24 protein-coding genes and 1 pseudogene are annotated in these 15,548 nt (G+C 44.0%); 22 read left to right on the forward strand and 3 right to left on the reverse strand.

The genetic code is table 11. The features are described from left to right. Window positions 1–5: 5 nt before the first annotated feature. The 3 genes from HEN21_RS12705 to HEN21_RS12715 are packed head-to-tail and all read left to right on the forward strand — an operon-like array spanning window position 6 to window position 2,259. Complete coding sequence (locus tag HEN21_RS12705; RefSeq protein WP_001182772.1) at window positions 6–545, forward strand: toxin YdaT domain-containing protein; 540 nt, start codon at window positions 6–8, stop codon at window positions 543–545. Then, complete coding sequence (locus HEN21_RS12710) at window positions 542–1,561, forward strand: replication protein (RefSeq protein WP_176252515.1); 1,020 nt, start codon at window positions 542–544, stop codon at window positions 1,559–1,561. The genes HEN21_RS12705 and HEN21_RS12710 overlap by 4 nt, the downstream gene beginning before the upstream one ends. Beyond that, on the forward strand, window positions 1,558–2,259 hold the full coding sequence (locus tag HEN21_RS12715; RefSeq protein WP_062876764.1) for a replication protein P: 702 nt from the start codon (window positions 1,558–1,560) through the stop codon (window positions 2,257–2,259). The genes HEN21_RS12710 and HEN21_RS12715 overlap by 4 nt, the downstream gene beginning before the upstream one ends. Window positions 2,260–2,338: 79 nt before the next feature. On the opposite strand, the gene HEN21_RS12720 is transcribed toward HEN21_RS12715, so the two are convergent. Then, a protein-coding gene (locus HEN21_RS12720; RefSeq protein WP_085947598.1) for an IS3-like element IS3 family transposase occupies window positions 2,339–3,501 on the reverse strand; the annotation gives its coding sequence in 2 pieces (ribosomal slippage) (window positions 2,339–3,240 and window positions 3,240–3,501; 1,164 coding nt in all). A 15-nt stretch (window positions 3,502–3,516) separates the two neighbouring features. Between HEN21_RS12720 and HEN21_RS12725 the strand changes: the two are divergent. The 13 genes and pseudogenes from HEN21_RS12725 to HEN21_RS12785 all read left to right on the forward strand — a co-directional run bounded on the left by HEN21_RS12725 (window position 3,517) and on the right by HEN21_RS12785 (window position 9,905). Further along, a pseudogene (locus HEN21_RS12725) lies at window positions 3,517–3,819 on the forward strand (protein ren). 67 nt (window positions 3,820–3,886) lie between these two features. Further along, window positions 3,887–4,219, forward strand: coding sequence for a multidrug efflux SMR transporter EmrE (gene emrE, locus HEN21_RS12730; protein WP_001070451.1), 333 nt, complete (start codon window positions 3,887–3,889; stop codon window positions 4,217–4,219). 47 nt (window positions 4,220–4,266) lie between these two features. Beyond that, window positions 4,267–4,416 carry a protein YlcJ gene (gene ylcJ, locus HEN21_RS12735; RefSeq protein ID WP_001299444.1) on the forward strand — a complete coding sequence of 50 codons (150 nt, stop codon included), beginning with the start codon at window positions 4,267–4,269 and terminating at the stop codon, window positions 4,414–4,416. Window positions 4,417–4,473: 57 nt separating this feature from the next. Then, window positions 4,474–6,000, forward strand: a complete 1,527-nt coding sequence (locus HEN21_RS12740) for a recombinase family protein (RefSeq protein ID WP_000709082.1) — start codon at window positions 4,474–4,476, stop codon at window positions 5,998–6,000. Between the two features lie 464 nt (window positions 6,001–6,464). After that, window positions 6,465–7,016 carry a Raf kinase inhibitor-like protein YbcL gene (gene ybcL, locus HEN21_RS12745; protein ID WP_001445652.1) on the forward strand — a complete coding sequence of 184 codons (552 nt, stop codon included), beginning with the start codon at window positions 6,465–6,467 and terminating at the stop codon, window positions 7,014–7,016. A 9-nt stretch (window positions 7,017–7,025) separates the two neighbouring features. Beyond that, a complete protein-coding gene (locus HEN21_RS12750) occupies window positions 7,026–7,823 on the forward strand; it encodes a helix-turn-helix transcriptional regulator (RefSeq protein WP_000881075.1) in 798 nt (265 codons plus the stop codon). 116 nt (window positions 7,824–7,939) lie between these two features. Next, entirely contained in the window at window positions 7,940–8,041 is a 102-nt protein-coding gene (locus HEN21_RS12755; RefSeq protein ID WP_001303586.1) for a hypothetical protein, read from the forward strand. Beyond that, complete coding sequence (ybcN, locus tag HEN21_RS12760) at window positions 8,038–8,493, forward strand: DNA base-flipping protein YbcN (protein WP_001054342.1); 456 nt, start codon at window positions 8,038–8,040, stop codon at window positions 8,491–8,493. Before HEN21_RS12755 ends, ybcN begins: the two co-directional genes overlap by 4 nt. Next, window positions 8,493–8,663 (forward strand): NinE family protein, encoded by a 171-nt coding sequence (locus HEN21_RS12765; RefSeq protein WP_000224916.1) that lies wholly within the window; start codon window positions 8,493–8,495, stop codon window positions 8,661–8,663. Before ybcN ends, HEN21_RS12765 begins: the two co-directional genes overlap by 1 nt. Further along, window positions 8,656–8,946, forward strand: coding sequence for a DUF1364 domain-containing protein (locus HEN21_RS12770; protein ID WP_000774488.1), 291 nt, complete (start codon window positions 8,656–8,658; stop codon window positions 8,944–8,946). Before HEN21_RS12765 ends, HEN21_RS12770 begins: the two co-directional genes overlap by 8 nt. Then, a complete protein-coding gene (gene rusA, locus HEN21_RS12775) occupies window positions 8,943–9,305 on the forward strand; it encodes a crossover junction endodeoxyribonuclease RusA (protein WP_001099715.1) in 363 nt (120 codons plus the stop codon). Before HEN21_RS12770 ends, rusA begins: the two co-directional genes overlap by 4 nt. Then, a complete protein-coding gene (locus tag HEN21_RS12780; RefSeq protein ID WP_000971055.1) occupies window positions 9,302–9,442 on the forward strand; it encodes a YlcG family protein in 141 nt (46 codons plus the stop codon). Before rusA ends, HEN21_RS12780 begins: the two co-directional genes overlap by 4 nt. A gap of 85 nt (window positions 9,443–9,527) precedes the next feature. After that, window positions 9,528–9,905, forward strand: coding sequence for an antiterminator Q family protein (locus HEN21_RS12785; protein WP_001204777.1), 378 nt, complete (start codon window positions 9,528–9,530; stop codon window positions 9,903–9,905). Between the two features lie 155 nt (window positions 9,906–10,060). Here HEN21_RS12785 and HEN21_RS12790 read toward each other — a convergent pair whose 3' ends face one another. Further along, window positions 10,061–10,585, reverse strand: a complete 525-nt coding sequence (locus HEN21_RS12790) for a lipocalin family protein (protein ID WP_000780581.1) — start codon at window positions 10,583–10,585, stop codon at window positions 10,061–10,063. A gap of 192 nt (window positions 10,586–10,777) precedes the next feature. Here HEN21_RS12790 and HEN21_RS12795 point away from each other — a divergent pair, with 192 nt between their 5' ends. The 5 genes from HEN21_RS12795 to HEN21_RS23600 all read left to right on the forward strand — a co-directional run bounded on the left by HEN21_RS12795 (window position 10,778) and on the right by HEN21_RS23600 (window position 14,179). Continuing rightward, complete coding sequence (locus HEN21_RS12795) at window positions 10,778–11,737, forward strand: YbgA family protein (RefSeq protein ID WP_000592546.1); 960 nt, start codon at window positions 10,778–10,780, stop codon at window positions 11,735–11,737. Window positions 11,738–12,088: 351 nt separating this feature from the next. Next, window positions 12,089–12,820 (forward strand): helix-turn-helix domain-containing protein, encoded by a 732-nt coding sequence (locus HEN21_RS12800; protein WP_001146311.1) that lies wholly within the window; start codon window positions 12,089–12,091, stop codon window positions 12,818–12,820. A 188-nt stretch (window positions 12,821–13,008) separates the two neighbouring features. After that, complete coding sequence (locus tag HEN21_RS12805; protein WP_000839583.1) at window positions 13,009–13,224, forward strand: class II holin family protein; 216 nt, start codon at window positions 13,009–13,011, stop codon at window positions 13,222–13,224. Beyond that, a complete protein-coding gene (gene rrrD, locus HEN21_RS12810; RefSeq protein ID WP_000075171.1) occupies window positions 13,224–13,721 on the forward strand; it encodes a lysozyme RrrD in 498 nt (165 codons plus the stop codon). The genes HEN21_RS12805 and rrrD overlap by 1 nt, the downstream gene beginning before the upstream one ends. After that, window positions 13,718–14,179 (forward strand): lysis protein, encoded by a 462-nt coding sequence (locus HEN21_RS23600; protein WP_010354578.1) that lies wholly within the window; start codon window positions 13,718–13,720, stop codon window positions 14,177–14,179. The genes rrrD and HEN21_RS23600 overlap by 4 nt, the downstream gene beginning before the upstream one ends. Before the next feature lie 31 nt (window positions 14,180–14,210). Here the strand turns inward: HEN21_RS23600 and iss are convergent, their stop codons facing one another. Beyond that, window positions 14,211–14,504, reverse strand: coding sequence for an increased serum survival lipoprotein Iss (gene iss, locus HEN21_RS12820; protein WP_000738423.1), 294 nt, complete (start codon window positions 14,502–14,504; stop codon window positions 14,211–14,213). A 657-nt stretch (window positions 14,505–15,161) separates the two neighbouring features. On the opposite strand from iss, the gene HEN21_RS12825 reads away from it, so the two are divergent. Continuing rightward, window positions 15,162–15,407: a hypothetical protein gene (locus HEN21_RS12825; RefSeq protein WP_000122986.1), complete on the forward strand. Its 246-nt coding sequence runs from the start codon at window positions 15,162–15,164 to the stop codon at window positions 15,405–15,407. Window positions 15,408–15,548: the final 141 nt, after the last annotated feature.

Here is a 15,548-nt window from a genome sequence, read left to right on the forward strand (position 1 = left end):
CAATTATGCAACCACTTCCATACCAACAGACTAGCGGATTTAGCCCGACTGCGGTGATAAATCGTTCTCAAACAAAACAGGTGCCAGGCCACGAAAAAATCCGTGATGCCGTCCGCGCCTGGTCGGCTGTAGATAATCAGGATGTCGTTGCCACACTCATTGTGAATGAGTATCGGGAGCAGGGCGGCGGCACCATCGATTTCCCTGATGATGTCAGCCGTGCACGCCAGAAGCTGTTCCGCTTCCTCGATAACAAATTCGATTCTGAAAAATACCGAAATAACGTGCGTGAACTGACCCCGGCAATTCTGGCGGTACTACCGCTGGAATATCGCGGTTACCTGGTTGAGCAGGATAGCTTCATGGCTAGGTTGGCTGAAATGGAAAAGGAACTCAGTGAGGCAAAACAGGCTGTCATTCTCAACGCACCACGCCACCAGAAACTGAAGGAAATTAGTGAAGGTATTGTGTCGATGTTTCGTGTGGACCCAGATCTGGCTGGTCCATTGATGGCGATGGTTACTACCATGCTGGGGGCGATATGACAGGTTCAGAAATGGCGAAAGCCGGTCTGCTGGAACAGAACCGACTTTCAGGTGCAAATCGTAACACACTCATTGCGGGAGGAATTATGGCAAACACTGCTGAGATATTCAATTTTCCAGTGCCGGATGCGGCACAAAAGGAGCCGCGCGTGGCAGATCTCGATGATGGTTATACGCGCATTGCAAATGAGTTGCTGGAAGCTGTGATGCTGGCCGGATTAACACAGCACCAGCTTCTGGTCTTCCTGGCTGTCATGCGCAAAACATATGGCTTTAATAAAAAACTGGATTGGGTTAGCAACGAGCAACTTTCCGAATTAACCGGGATATTGCCGCACAAGTGTTCTGCTGCAAAAAGTGTTCTGGTAAAGCGTGGGATTTTGATTCAGAGCGGGCGGAATACCGGCATTAATAATGTGGTCAGTGAATGGTCAACATTACCCGAATCAGGTAAGAAAAATAAAGTTTACCTGAAAGAGGTAAATTTACCTGAATCAGGTAAAAAAAGTTTACCCAAATCAGGTAAAGGCGTTTACCCGAATCAGGTAAACACAAAAGACAAACTAACAAAAGACAATATAAAACCTTTTTCGTCCGAGAATTCTGGCGAATCCTCTGACCAACCAGAAAACGATCTTCCTGTGGTGAAACCGGATGCTGCAATTCAGAGCGGCAGCAAGTGGGGGACAGCAGAAGACCTGACCGCCGCAGAGTGGATGTTTGACATGGTGAAGACCATCGCGCCATCAGCCAGAAAACCGAATTTTGCAGGGTGGGCTAACGATATCCGCCTGATGCGTGAACGTGACGGACGTAACCACCGCGACATGTGCGTGCTGTTCCGCTGGGCATGCCAGGACAACTTCTGGTCCGGTAACGTGCTAAGTCCGGCCAAACTCCGCGACAAGTGGACCCAGCTCGAAATCAACCGAAACAAGCAACAGGCTGGCGTGACAGCCGGCAAACCAAAACTCGACCTGACGAATACTGACTGGATTTACGGGGTGGAACTATGAAAAACATCGCCGCACAGATGGTTAACTTTGACTGTGAGCAGATGCGCCGGATCGCCAACAACATGCCGGAACAGTACGACGAAAAGCCACAGGTACAGCAGGTAGCGCAGATCATCAACGGTGTGTTCAGCCAGTTACTGGCAACTTTCCCGGCGAGCCTGGCTAACCGTGACCAGAATGAACTGAACGAAATCCGCCGCCAGTGGGTTCTGGCTTTCCGGGAAAACGGGATCACCACAATGGAACAGGTTAACGCTGGAATGCGCGTAGCCCGTCGGCAGAATCGACCATTCCTGCCATCACCCGGGCAGTTTGTCGCCTGGTGCCGGGAAGAAGCATTTGTTAACGCCGGGCTGCCAAACGTCAGCGAGCTGGTTGATATGGTTTACGAGTATTGCCGGAAGCGTGGCCTGTATCCGGATGCAGAGTCTTATCCGTGGAAATCGAACGCGCATTACTGGCTGGTTACCAACTTGTACCAGAACATGCGGGCCAATGCGCTGACTGACGCGGAATTACGGCGCAAGGCTGCCGATGAACTGACCTGTATGACAGCGCGAATTAACCGTGGTGAGACGATACCTGAACCAGTAAAACAACTTCCTGTTATGGGCGGTAGACCTCTAAATCGTGCACAGGCTCTGGCGAAGATCGCAGAAATTAAAGCTAAGTTCGGACTGAAAGGAGCAAGTGTATGACGGGCAAAGAGGCAATTATTCATTACCTGGGGACGCATAAGAGCTTCTGTGATCCTACCCACGTAATATGGACACAGGCCTAAGCGAGGTTCTGGTTTTCAAATTGTTCCGGACTGAGGCCGCCACACCAACTGTGCCGCCGCCACCGATTGTAATCACATTCGATATAATTAAACACCGTTGCCCGCATTATTTCCCGGCTGATAAAGTGTTCTCCATGGATACATTCCACTTTCAGCGAATGAAAGAAGCTTTCCACGCAGGCATTATCGTAGCAGCAACCTTTTGCGCTCATACTTCCACGCAGATTATGCCGCTTCAGTTGCGCCTGATAATCTGCTGAACAGTACTGGCCTCCACGGTCCGTGTGAACGATAACGTTCCGGGGCCTCTTACGCCGCCACAGCGCCATCTGCAGGGCATCGCAGGCCAGTTGCGCCGTCATGCGTGGCGACATTGACCAGCCAATAACGGCACGTGACCACAGGTCAATGACCACTGCCAGATACAGCCAGCCTTCATCTGTACGTAAGTACGTGATGTCTCCTGCCCACTTCTGGTTCGGGCCACTGGCGTAAAAATCCTGCTCCAACAGATTTTCTGACACAGGCAGGCCGTGTGCGCGGTAGCTGACCGGGCTGAACTTCCGGGAGGCCTTTGCCCTCAGTCCCTGACGGCGCAGGCTTGCCGCCACGGTTTTTACGTTAAAGGGGTAACCCTGAGCACGCAGTTCATCCGTCAGGCGTGGGGCACCGTAACGCTGTTTTGACCGGGTAAAAGCCGCGAGGACAACGCTGTCGCAGTGTTGGCGGAACTGCTGACGCGTGCTTATCCTTGTCCGCCGCTGACACCACGTATACCAGCCGCTGCGGGCCACCCGGAGCACGCGGCACATTGCTTTGATGCTGAACTCAGCCTGATGTTTTTCAATAAAGACATACTTCATTTCAGGCGCTTCGCGAAGTATGTCGCGGCCTTTTGGAGGATAGCCAGCTCTTCATCCCGTTCTGCCAGCTGGCGTTTGAGACGTGCAATCTCGGTAGACATCTCCAGTTCACGTTCAGAAGACGTCTGCTGATTTTGCTGTTTACTGCGCCAGTTGTAGAGCTGTGATTCATACAGGCTGAGTTCACGGGCTGCGGCAGTAACACCGATGCGTTCAGCAAGCTTCAGGGCTTCACTGCGAAATTCAGGCGAATGCTGTTTACGGGGTTTTTTACTGGTTGATACTGTTTTTGTCATGTGAGTCACCTCTGACTGAGAGTTTACTCACTTAGCCGCGTGTCCACTATTGCTGGGCAAGATCACTGTGCACAGGACGTTGCCGCGGTAACAGGCGAAACCGTAACCAGCATAAATCAGGCTGCGGCTAAAATGGCGCGGGCAGGAATCCTGGTCGTTGATGGTAAGGTCTAGCGAACGGTGTATTACCGGTTCGCTACCAGAGAAGAACGGGAAGGAAAGGTGAGCACGAATCTGATTTTTAAGGAGTGTCGCCAGAGTGCCGCGATGAAACGGGTATTGAGAGTATATAAAAGAACATCAATGGGTACACAATGATGAAACAGGTGAGTTGAGTTCAAACTGTAGTACAATTCTCTCCAGTTTGAACAGGAAAGAATATGCTATGAACCCTTATATTTATCTTGGTGGTGCAATACTTGCAGAGGTCATTGGTACAACCTTAATGAAGTTTTCAGAAGGTTTTACACGGTTATGGCCATCTGTTGGTACAATTATTTGTTATTGTGCATCATTCTGGTTATTAGCTCAGACGCTGGCTTATATTCCTACAGGGATTGCTTATGCTATCTGGTCAGGAGTCGGTATTGTCCTGATTAGCTTACTGTCATGGGGACTTTTCGGCCAACGGCTGGACCTGCCAGCCATTATAGGCATGATGTTGATTTGTGCCGGTGTGTTGGTTATTAATTTATTGTCACGAAGCACACCACATTAAAATAATTTGTTTCTAAACGACTAAAATATGGAGGCTCTTATATTTATATGAGCCTCGTTTTATGCTTTTTGTTAATGTCTTTATTTTTTATGTATTCTTTTGTGCTTTCAAGATTATGGCGTAAGAAAATTGCAATACGATTATTGTTGTATATTCAAGATAATGTGACCTTAATTGTCTTTTTAAATAAAAATTAAACAAAAATTATATCCCACCACTAAGGTTTATAAAAGCATACGTTAGCAGGTGTCACCATGAAAAAAGCCATAGCATATATGCGATTTTCATCACCAGGTCAGATGTCTGGTGACTCATTAAACCGACAGAGAAGACTTATTGCTGAATGGTTAAAGGTAAATAGTGATTATTATCTTGATACCATAACATATGAAGATTTAGGATTAAGTGCATTCAAAGGAAAGCATGCACAATCAGGAGCTTTTTCGGAATTTTTAGATGCTATAGAGCATGGTTATATATTGCCAGGAACTACATTGTTAGTTGAAAGTCTGGACAGACTTTCAAGAGAAAAAGTCGGTGAAGCGATTGAACGTCTGAAATTGATTTTGAATCACGGTATTGATGTTATAACTCTTTGCGACAATACAGTCTATAATATTGACTCTTTGAATGAGCCATATTCATTAATAAAAGCCATACTTATAGCACAAAGGGCAAATGAAGAAAGCGAGATAAAGTCAAGTCGGGTTAAATTATCATGGAAGAAAAAACGGCAGGATGCACTGGAATCAGGTACGATTATGACGGCGTCTTGTCCGAGATGGCTCTCCTTAGATGACAAAAGAACGGCTTTTGTTCCAGACCCCGACAGGGTGAAAACTATTGAGCTAATTTTTAAACTCAGGATGGAAAGGCGCTCATTGAATGCAATAGCCAAGTATTTAAATGATCATGCTGTAAAGAATTTCTCAGGAAAAGAAAGTGCATGGGGACCTTCTGTAATTGAAAAATTATTAGCGAATAAAGCTCTGATAGGTATATGCGTACCTTCATATCGTGCAAGAGGGAAAGGGATAAGTGAAATCGCTGGCTATTATCCCAGAGTCATATCAGATGATTTGTTTTACGCTGTACAGGAAATTCGGTTGGCACCTTTTGGTATTAGCAATAGTAGCAAGAATCCTATGCTAATAAATCTACTTCGAACAGTTATGAAGTGTGAGGCTTGTGGTAATACCATGATTGTTCATGCGGTATCTGGAAGTTTGCATGGCTATTATGTTTGTCCGATGAGAAGATTACATCGATGTGACAGGCCATCAATAAAAAGAGATTTGGTTGATTATAATATCATTAATGAATTGCTTTTTAATTGTAGCAAAATTCAACCAGTTGAAAACAAGAAAGATGCTAATGAAACTTTAGAGTTAAAAATTATTGAGCTTCAGATGAAAATTAATAATTTAATCGTTGCATTGTCTGTCGCGCCTGAAGTTACCGCTATAGCAGAGAAAATAAGACTATTAGATAAGGAATTACGAAGGGCTTCGGTATCATTGAAAACTTTGAAGAGTAAAGGTGTAAATTCATTCAGTGATTTTTATGCTATTGACTTAACCAGTAAAAATGGACGAGAGTTATGCCGTACACTTGCCTATAAAACATTCGAAAAAATCATAATTAATACGGATAATAAAACCTGTGATATCTATTTTATGAATGGCATTGTTTTTAAACACTATCCTTTAATGAAAGTAATATCCGCCCAGCAGGCGATAAGTGCTCTCAAATATATGGTTGATGGTGAGATTTATTTCTAAATAATGATCTCGGATTTTAAGTTATGCTATGGTGATAAAGTGCAAGACAGAATTAATTATCTTTGACGAAACTTAATGGGTAATTACTTTGTTTGTTCCCACAAGCGAGTTTTGTACGGCTGTATTGGGGTAGTAAATGAGCTATACAATCTTAATCATTTGTTAGGTGAGAACTCTTGGTCGCAGATTCAAATACTGAAAATACGTGACAAATTATTATGAGCAAAATGGTGTATGTCACGTATTTTGAATGGTAGGTTAAAAAATAACACCGACTTTCGTAGGTATTACTAATAATAAAGCAGAGTTTTTAGATAGTATCAATGTGCTTTGTGTATATTGTGGCAAATAATTGGGTTGGGGGTACAATTGTGATTGCTTTTGCATAAACATTGCGCCTTTATGCATAATGAGATAAAGGAATATCAAATAAAATAACGATAGGTCATAACAAAGAGGTTTTTATGAAAACACTTATCGTTTCAACTGTATTGGCATTCATAACATTTTCTGCGCAGGCTGCAGCATTTCAGGTCACTAGTAATGAAATAAAAACAGGAGAGCAACTTACAACGTCTCATGTCTTTTCTGGATTTGGGTGTGAAGGTGGTAATACATCGCCCTCATTAACCTGGTCTGGTGTTCCTGAAGGTACCAAAAGCTTTGCCGTAACTGTATATGATCCAGATGCACCTACAGGCAGTGGTTGGTGGCATTGGACTGTTGTTAATATTCCAGCAACAATAACATATTTGCCCGTTGATGCAGGGAGACGTGATGGAACAAAACTGCCGACTGGTGCTGTTCAAGGCCGAAATGATTTTGGCTATGCTGGGTTTGGTGGCGCATGTCCTCCTAAAGGAGATAAACCACATCATTACCAGTTTAAAGTATGGGCTCTAAAAACTGAAAAGATTCCTGTAGATTCTAACTCCAGCGGAGCGTTAGTTGGTTATATGCTTAATGCTAATAAAATCGCAACCGCTGAGATAACACCAGTTTATGAGATAAAGTAGGGTGAGAGTATGCTGGCAAGAGGTAAGACTAACTTAAAGATCGAAGAAATACGGATGCATAAACATCATGAGATTCATAGGGTTAAGCCTCTTATGCCAGCTTTGTGTCGTATCCGTCAGGGAAAGAAAGTTATCAATTGGGAGACGCATACTTTAACTGTTGATAATAATCAAATAATATTATTTCCTTGTGGTTATGAATTTTATATTGAGAATTATCCTGAAGCAGGGCTTTATCTTGCAGAAATGCTTTACTTACCCATTGATTTAATTGAGAGTTTCCAAAAACTTTATACGGTAACTGATCAAATACGTAACAAAACAAGTTTCTTTTTACCTCAGAATCCTGAGTTAATATATTGTTGGGAGCAACTAAAAACATCTGTTTCCCGAGGCTTCTCAACTAAAATTCAGGAGCACTTAGCAATGGGCGTTCTACTTTCGTTAGGAGTGAATCATGTTAATCATTTACTTTTATCATATAGTAAACAATCATTGATAAGTCGTTGTTATAACCTGCTGCTATCCGAACCCGGCACAAAATGGACAGCAAACAAGGTTGCTCGATATCTCTACATTTCTGTTTCTACATTACATCGCCGTCTAGCAAGCGAGGGGGTAAGTTTCCAAAGTATACTGGACGATGTGAGGTTAAATAATGCGTTGTCTGCTATACAAACGACGGTAAAACCTATAAGCGAGATTGCCAGAGAAAATGGTTATAAGTGTCCTTCTCGTTTTACTGAAAGATTTCATAATCGTTTTAATATAACACCAAGAGAGATAAGAAAAGCTTCCAGAGAGTAAAAGTGTTTTAAGAAGGAGCAATTCTATCGATTTTGATTTTGGGAAATCAACACGGCATAATTATGTCACCGGAGCCTGAACAACTCCGGTGACTTCTGCGCTAAACGGGGACGTTTATGCGCACATACAATCCAAACTCTCTTCTCCCTTCACAGATGCAGAAATGCACCTGCAATTCTTTGCATCTAGCGTTTGACCTCTGCGGAGGTGAAGCGTGAACCTCTCACAAGACGGCATCAAATTACATCGCGGCAACTTCACCGCTATCGGTCGGCAGATCCAGCCTTATCTGGAGGAGGGCAAATGCTTTCGCATGGTGCTTAAACCGTGGCGTGAGAAACGCAGTCTTTCCCAGAATGCACTCAGCCACATGTGGTACAGCGAAATCAGTGAATACCTCATCAGCAGGGGTAAAACGTTCGCCACTCCAGCTTGGGTAAAAGATGCTCTCAAACACACATATCTCGGTTATGAAACCAAAGACCTGGTTGATGTCGTAACCGGTGATATCACCACTATCCAGTCGTTACGCCATACCTCCGATCTTGATACCGGAGAGATGTATGTCTTCCTGTGTAAGGTTGAAGCCTGGGCGGTGAATATTGGCTGCCACCTGACTATTCCGCAGAGCTGCGAGTTCCAGCTGCTCCGCGACAAGCAGGAGGCGTAATGGCTACACCGCTTATTCGTGTCATGAACGGACACATCTACAGAGTATCAAATCGTCGTAAGCGTAAGCCTGAGCTGAAGCCATCCGAAATACCAACACTGCTCGGATATACCGCTAGCCTGGTTGATAAAAAATGGTTGCGACTGGCAGCAAGGAGGAATCATGGCTGATTTGAGAAAAGCAGCGCGTGGTCGGGAATGCCAGGTAAGAATCCCTGGCGTATGTAATGGCAATTCTGAAACGTCTGTACTGGCACATATCCGGCTGGCTGGATTGTGCGGTACCGGTATCAAACCGCCAGACCTGATTGCCACCATTGCATGTTCTGCCTGCCACGACGAAATCGACCGCCGCACACATTTTGTCGATGCTGCATATGCAAAAGAATGCGCGCTGGAAGGTATGGCGAGAACACAGGTTATCTGGCTGAAAGAGGGGGTTATTAAGGCGTGAATACCTACAGTATCACATTACCCTGGCCTCCGAGCAATAATCGCTATTACCGCCATAATCGCGGGCGCACGCACGTCAGTGCAGAGGGGCAGGCATACCGCGATAACGTCGCCCGAATCATTAAAAACGCAATGCTGGATATCGGCCTGGCTATGCCTGTGAAAATCCGCATTGAGTGCCACATGCCGGATCGCCGTAGCCGTGACCTGGATAATCTGCAAAAAGCCGCTTTTGACGCACTCACTAAAGCAGGTTTCTGGCTGGATGATGCTCAGGTCGTTGATTACCGCGTTGTGAAGATGCCTGTTACCAAAGGTGGGAGGCTGGAACTGACCATCACCGAAATGGGGAATGAATGATGTTTGAGTTTAATATGGCAGAACTTCTTCGCCACCGCTGGGGGCGTCTGCGCTTATATCGTTTCCCCGGCTCTGTTTTGACCGATTACCGAATACTGAAGAATTACGCCAAAACACTGACAGGAGCAGGAGTATGAAGTCAGAGATAACAATCAACTAATACTGTTTTGTTGATTTTTGCTTGTAATTGGCGTTCTGGTCTGAGTTTTGTGGAGTAAGTTGATGCGTGATATTCAGATGGTTCTTGAGCGTTGGGGAGCGTGGGCGGCTAATAATCATGAAGATGTGACCTGGTCGTCCATTGCCGCCGGTTTTAAGGGATTAATTCCTTCAAAAGTAAAATCTCGCCCGCAATGTTGTGACGATGACGCGATGATCATTTGCGGGTGCATGGCCCGTCTGAAAAAGAACAACAGCGATTTGCATGATTTATTGGTGGACTATTATGTCGGCGGCATGACTTTTATGGCGCTTGCACGTAAGCATGGGCGATCTGATTGTTGGGTTGGCAGGATGCTCCAGAAAGCTGAGGGCGTAGTGGAGGGTATGCTGATGGTGTTGGATCTCCGATTGGAGATGGATGCTGATTGTTCGAAATAATTAAAGGAAAAGTTGCTGTCTGATTCTCATTAGTCTAACATTTTAAATGTTGGAATCGCAACGTAGTTATTATCATATAACAGCTTGTTTCCTGATTTAGCCAGCCTCCCCAAAGGCTGGTTTTTTTCTAATAAGTATTATTTCGGGTAGGGATTTTATTGTTTAACCCATAATAATTCATTGACATTGAATCCCAACTTTTGAGCGGTTCGCACATAGTCTGCTTTTACTTTATCTGGAATAGTTGGGGTCCTTGCCAGAATCCATAGGTATTCTCTGTTCGGACCACTGACAAGAGCATACTTATACTCATCATCCAGTTTGATTACATTATAGCCACCATAGAAGGGGCCAAAAAACGAAACCTTCAACGCTGCAGTTTTAGTATCTCCAGTAAAGTATGCTTTACCTTCGCTCTCGCTCCATTTATTTTTCGTTGGATCGTATCCACGGTTAAGTACACGAATCCCTCCGTCGTTCCGTTTTCCATAAGTAGCGCTGACCTGTTCCAGACCACGTTCGAACCGGTTCTCGAGGCGAGCTATTTCATACCATTTTCCGAGGTAGCGGTTGGCGTCAAAATTTGTAATCGGCTGCACACCTTTAGGTGGTGTCGGGGCCTTACATGCTATAAGAGTGAAAGAGAGTGCAATGCCAGTCAACACAGGCCATAACTTCATAATAAATCCTGTACTTTTGATAGTTGAGAGTAAGTATGAAAGATAGATGATTACGACCGATCACTTAAAGAACTTTCATACTATATTAGGAATAGTCCATAACAGAAAAATTGTCAGTGATGACGCCAGAAAGGCAATTTATTCCGTGCACTACACAGTTTATGTGTTAATGAATTAGTCAAGGGGGAGAATATGATAAAAAAACCTGTGATTGGAATCAGCGGTTGTTTGGCCGGTTCTGCTGTTCGTTTTGATGGTGGTCACAAAAGAGCTGACTTTTTAATGGACAAATTAGTGGAATGGGTAACATTCAGACCAGTATGTCCGGAAATGGCTATAGGGCTGCCAGTTCCGCGTCCTGCTCTACGTCTTGTGCGCTCGACGCAAGGAAATATACGGATGTGTTTCAGCCACGACCAGAATGAGGATGTGACAGAGAGAATGACAGAGTTTAGTCGTTCTTATATGGACAAATTAAAGGATGTATCGGGGTTTGTGGTTTGTGCTAAATCTCCCAGCTGTGGCATGGAGCGCGTGCGTGTCTATGATGAAAATGGTAATCGAGGTCGTAAAGATGGAGTGGGACTATTTACGAGCACTTTGATGGAAAAGTTTTCCTGGCTACCGGTTGAAGAGGATGGGCGATTACATGATCCAGTGCTTCGTGAGAATTTTGTTGAAAGAGTTTTTGCTTTGCATGAGCTCAATCACCTTTACAAGGAGAAATTATCAAGAAGAGAGTTATTAGCTTTTCATAGTCGTTATAAGCTTCAGTTGTTGGCGCATAGTCAGGCAGGCTATAAAGATATGGGACCATTTGTGGCTGCAATACACGAGTGGGCGGACCTTGAATCATACTTTGAGGTGTATCGTGATAAGCTGATGGCGATTCTCAGAAAACCTGCATCACGTAAAAATCACACGAATGTGCTGATGCATATACAGGGGTATTTTAGTAACTACTTAAGTACACGCCAGCGTAAAGAGTTGAGCGAGGTTATACTTAACTATCGTTCTGGCACATTACCTCTTCTTGCGCCGTTGACTCTGCTGAAGCATTATCTGGGTGAGTATCCTAATGATTACTTGCTTACACAGAATTACTTCGATCCCTATCCGGACGAACTGGCTCTAAGACTGATGGTAAATTAATTGTATGCGATATCATCCAAAAGGATGAGTTCCTGCATGCAGGATATTTACAATCGTAAAAACTACACTATGATACCCAGAGTGTCAGTTTGTATAAAAACTCTGTTTACGCTGAAGAAACCATTGAGATGCAACTTAAATTTGGTAAACATGCCAGTCAAAATATATGATATTATGATTCCACGCAGCTATATATAATATAACAGATTGGTTTAATAATTTGTCTTTGTGAGTTAAATACATAATTTTATACTTGTGATGCAATGAGATTTTCCTTATTGTTGAACTGGCGAATATTGATTTTCCACCTATACTTACCTGGTGTAACCCCAATGATATCAGGTGGATAATATGCCATACATATGTTCTATCATTTTGGTGTTGAACTCGTTTGATGTCCGAATTGGTAAAGAAGATATTTTGTTTAAAAAAGGAAGTGCTGTTCTCATTGATTACAATTTAAAAGATTTTTTTTCATCAAATATAGATCATGTAATGATCGTAGATGTTGAAGAGAAAACAGTTAATGATTTCTTTAAAAGCAACACACTCTCACCTTTTTCTGTAAGAAGGTTTTATCCGGCATACTTGATGGTGGAATGTGAAGATTTTTCATTGTTAAAGAACTTGATTGCATGCTTGAATTGTGATGGCAGAACTGTGGATTTTGTTAGAAATCAAATATCACTTGCATGTCTTGCTATCTTATCTTCAGAGAAAATAGTGCAAAGTTTTTTATTTGGATGTCTTAATAGTTTAGGAAGTAAAGTTAAGGCTATTATTCACACGGATATATCTGCAACATGGAGACTTTGTGATATATCTTCAAGACTGTATCTGAGTGAAAGTCTGTTAAAAAGAAAATTAAAGCACGAAGGCTTATCATTTAGTAAATTAATTCTTGAAGAGCGAATGGTGATGGCGGAAAGGTTATTAAGCTACAATTTATATTCTGTTGGAAAAGTTGCTGAGATATGCGGTTATGAAAACACGTCATATTTTGTAAGTGTTTTCAGAAGATATTTTGGTGTTCCTCCCCATCAATATTCATCAAGATTTTTTTTAGAAAAAGACATGATGTAACGTGATGCGTTTTAATGATTTTGTAATTTTCGTATTTGATAATTGTATGATGCTTTTAGCTACGCCAGAATAATCGCTGGCGTTTTTCTTTTTGAATAGATGTTCAAGCCTTACGCTAATGTAACTTCTATACCTTTCCTCTTCGTTCCGAACCGTGTACACCATCCGTTATTCGCGGAGGTGAGGCTATGAAATCCATGGACAAGTTAACAACGGGCATTGCCTACGGCACCTCTGCAGGCAGTGCTGGCTACTGGTTTTTACAGTGGCTTGATCAGGTCAGTCCGTCACAGTGGGCGGCGATTGGAGTGCTTGGAAGCCTTGTGTTGGGTTTTCTCACTTATCTGACAAACCTTTATTTCAAGATTAAAGAAGATAAGCGTAAGGCTGCGAGAGGTGAATAATGTCGCCATCATTACGCAAGGCTGTAGCAGCTGCTATTGGTGGCGGGGCTGTTGCCATAGCGTCTGTGCTCATCACTGGTCCGAGTGGTAACGATGGTCTGGAAGGTGTCAGCTACATACCATATAAAGATATCGTTGGCGTATGGACTGTATGTTACGGGCACACCGGAAAAGACATTATGCTCGGTAAAACGTATACCGAAGCAGAATGCAAAACCCTCCTGAATAAAGACCTTGCCACGGTCGCCAGACAAATTAACCCGTACATCAAAGTCGATATACCGGAAACAACGCGCGGTGCTCTTTACTCGTTCGTTTACAACGTGGGTGCTGGAAATTTCAGAACATCGACGCTTCTTCGCAAAATAAACCAGGGCGATATCAAAGGCGTATGTGATCAGCTACGTCGCTGGACATACGCTGGCGGTAAGCAATGGAAAGGCCTGATGACTCGCCGTGAGATTGAGCGTGAAATCTGTTTGTGGGGGCAGAAATGAGCAGAGTAACCGCGATTATCTCCGCTCTGGTTATCTGCATCATCGTCAGCCTGTCATGGGCAGTCAATTATTACCGTGATAACGCCATCTCCTACAAAGACCAGCGCGATAAAGCGAAGGAAAAACTCAGCCAGGCGAACGCCACCATTACTGACATGCAGCAGCGCCAGCGTGATGTTGCTGCACTGGATGAAAAATACACGAAGGAGTTAGCTAATGCGAAAGCTGAAAATGATGCTCTGCGTGATGATGTTGCCGCTGGTCGTCGTCGGTTGCACATCAAAGCAGTCTGTCAGTCAGTGCGTGAAGCCACCACCGCCTCCGGCGTGGATAATGCAGCCTCCCCCCGACTGGCAGACACCGCTGAACGGGATTATTTCACCCTCAGAGAGAGGCTGATCACTATGCAAAAACAACTGGAAGGAACCCAGAAGTATATTAATGAGCAGTGCAGATAGAGCTGCCCATATCGATGGGCAACTCATGCAATTATTGTGAGCAATACACACGCGCTTCCAGCGGAGTATAAATGCCTAAAGTAATAAAACCGAGCAATCCATTTACGAATGTTTGCTGGGTTTCTGTTTTAACAACATTTTCTGCGCCGCCACAAATTTTGGCTGCATCAACAGTTTTCTCCTGTCCAATTCCCGAAACGAAGAAGTGATGGGTGATGGTTTCCTTTGGTGTTACTGCTGTCGGTTTGTTTCCAACAGTAAACGTCTGTTGAGCACATCCTGTAATAAGCATTGCCAGAGCGGCAGAAAACAACATTTTTTTCATCTTATTATCCTGCATTGTTAAAAACGGCAGAATCCTATGTGACAACAATTAAACGATAGTTAAATGGATTGATGAAAATTAAAACTATATAGGTGGATGCTCAGCCCATTGGAGGAGGGGGGCACTCAGAATCCTGTGGAATGAAATAAACCGCTCTTTCTGTCCATTACCCTTTTAGCTGCGCTGTATTGTCGCCGTATTCCTGCATTAACCATGACCGTAGCCCGACGGGGAATTCCTTCTGCGTGAGTGTGTGGGAATAATCAAAAACGATGCACACCGGGTTTTTACCGCGTTTATGATTCGCGGGTTTGTCCCTCATGCTCGCCAGCCCTGTGCGAGGGTGGAAGAAACAGGGCATGTATTCAGGAGCGTGCGACCGTGGTCGCACGGTATCTTTGTCAGGAGGTTTTGATGAAAGAGTCGCATAAATTTAATTCAATAATGGAACGATTCAGTGCTCCTGAGCGAGAGGCTTACAACATGCATTCATTGAGTGCCTGTTGTAATATCGCCAAATATTAATCAGGTGCGCGAGATGTCGGCTAATACTGACCCTGACGAAATGTGGCGCTGCTTTAATCTGAAAGATGGTGCAGACGACCTGTAGTTCGCATCCATTCCTGATTACCCTATTCAAGTTGATGAGACAGAAACATGACAGCAGCTAAAGAGCAGATTGAATATGAGCTAAATGAATTCTTCGCGTCCGCCCTTGGTGATGTGTTTAAAAGTTGCCGACTGGCTGAAAGCGTATCGGATTACCAGATCTCTACTGTTAGTTTTCCAACGGAAAAAAACGCCTGGCTGGAGCTAGGTGAATTACCCGTGATTATCGAGTTGTCTAACGGACGTCGCTTTGAGATTAGTGCGTCTGAATGGTTGCAAATCACACCGCTTTAAATTAAGCCCGCAGCCCACCTTGGCTACTGGCATTCGCTAGTAGCTGGGTCCTTTCCAGCGATCCGGCAGGCTACGGGGCGGAAGGCGCGCGGGTTTTCGCTATTTATGAAAATTTTCCGGTTTAAGGCGTTTCCGTTCTTC

The organism is Escherichia sp. 93.1518, assembly GCF_013368915.2.
Lineage (GTDB): Bacteria > Pseudomonadota > Gammaproteobacteria > Enterobacterales > Enterobacteriaceae > Escherichia > Escherichia ruysiae.